The following is a 1,315-nucleotide window of genomic DNA, read 5'->3' as shown; positions in this document are numbered from 1 at the left end:
TGAATCTGGAGGGTTCTGTGTGGTCGCGGGCGCGATGGTACGGGCTCGCACGGGTCGCGACTACATTGAAGCCTGATTGAACTGAACCGCGGGATGGCGGGCGGGGCTATGGGGATTTAGGGCTCGACATGTGTCCGAGGCGCCGGAGCGGGCTCGCCGATCGCTCTTGGCGGTCGCCCGTCGTCGCGATGCAGGACCATCTGCGACGCGCGAGACGGCGCCATTGGGTCGTTGACGCTGAGGTGCAGCGTTGCTGGCGACAGCCAGGCTGCGACTTTGACTAGCGGCGCGCAAAGGCCCTTCGGCGACTGTAGCAGACGCCGGGATGGACGGTGCGAGCGTGTCGGTGCGTAGCGTGTCATGAGGTGTCTGGCCAGGTCGGGGCCTTGCGCGGGATCGGGCCGAGCGAGGCCATGGCGCCGCCGCAGCCCGGACAGATGTTCAGGGAGCGCCCTGTGAGACAGCGGTAACGCTGGCGATAGTCGGCGGTCGGGTCCGGCGTCAGCGGCGTGGGCGCCGCCAGAAGAAGACGGCACTGGGCGAGCTTGGCGACGCGGTGGCCGTTGGCGAGGAGGCCGTAATGGCGGATGCGATGGAATCCGTCTGGAAGAGCGTGCAGCAGGAAGCGCCGGATGAACTCGTCGGCGCTTAAGGTCATGAGCTTGTGCTTGGACTTGTCGTGGTGGCGATAGTCCTTCCAGCGGAAGCTGACCTTTCCCTGGTCCAGGCTCACGAGGCGGCTGTTGGCGATGGCGACGCGATGGGTGTAGCGGCCCAGATAGGCGAGAACCTGTTCGGGACCGCCGAACGGGGGCTTGGCGTAGACGACCCATTCGATCCGCTTCAGTCCAGCCAGTTGGGCGCAGAAAGTGGCAGGGTCGGCCAGGCTGGCGAGATCGCTGAAGAAGCGAAGCTGGCCGGCGTCGAAGGCGTCCTGCAGGCGCTCCAGGAATAGCCGCCTGAACAGGCGCGACAGAACCCGCACGGGCAGGAAAAATCCCGGCCGGCAGGCGATCCATCGCTGGTCCCCGGCCTTCGCCGTGGCAGGCTCGAGCGACAGGCCGCCGCCCGGCACGACGCAGTGGACATGCGGATGATGGTGGAGATTTTGACCCCAAGTATGAAGCACGGCCACCATGCCGATCTCGGCGCCCAGATGCCTGGGATCGGCCGCCGCCACCCTCAAGGCTTCGGATGCGGCCTTGAACAGGATCGTATAGACCGCCGCCTTGTTCTGGAAGGCGATCTCAGCGATCTGGGCCGGGACGGTGAAGACCACGTGGAAGTATGGGACCGGCAGCAGCTCAGCCTGCCG

Annotated in this window: 1 protein-coding gene; it reads right to left on the bottom strand. The window is 66.2% G+C overall.

The window, feature by feature from the left end; genetic code table 11:
- Positions 1-358: 358 nt before the first annotated feature.
- On the bottom strand, positions 359-1,315 hold a 957-nt coding region (locus NKH17_RS33290), incomplete at its 5' end, for an IS91 family transposase (RefSeq protein WP_352973539.1).

The organism is Mesorhizobium sp. M1334, assembly GCF_040317995.1.
In the GTDB taxonomy this organism is placed as follows: Bacteria; Pseudomonadota; Alphaproteobacteria; order Rhizobiales; family Rhizobiaceae; genus Mesorhizobium.
Note: the sequence above shows the minus strand (reverse complement) of the source record. Positions and strands in the feature narration are given on the sequence as shown.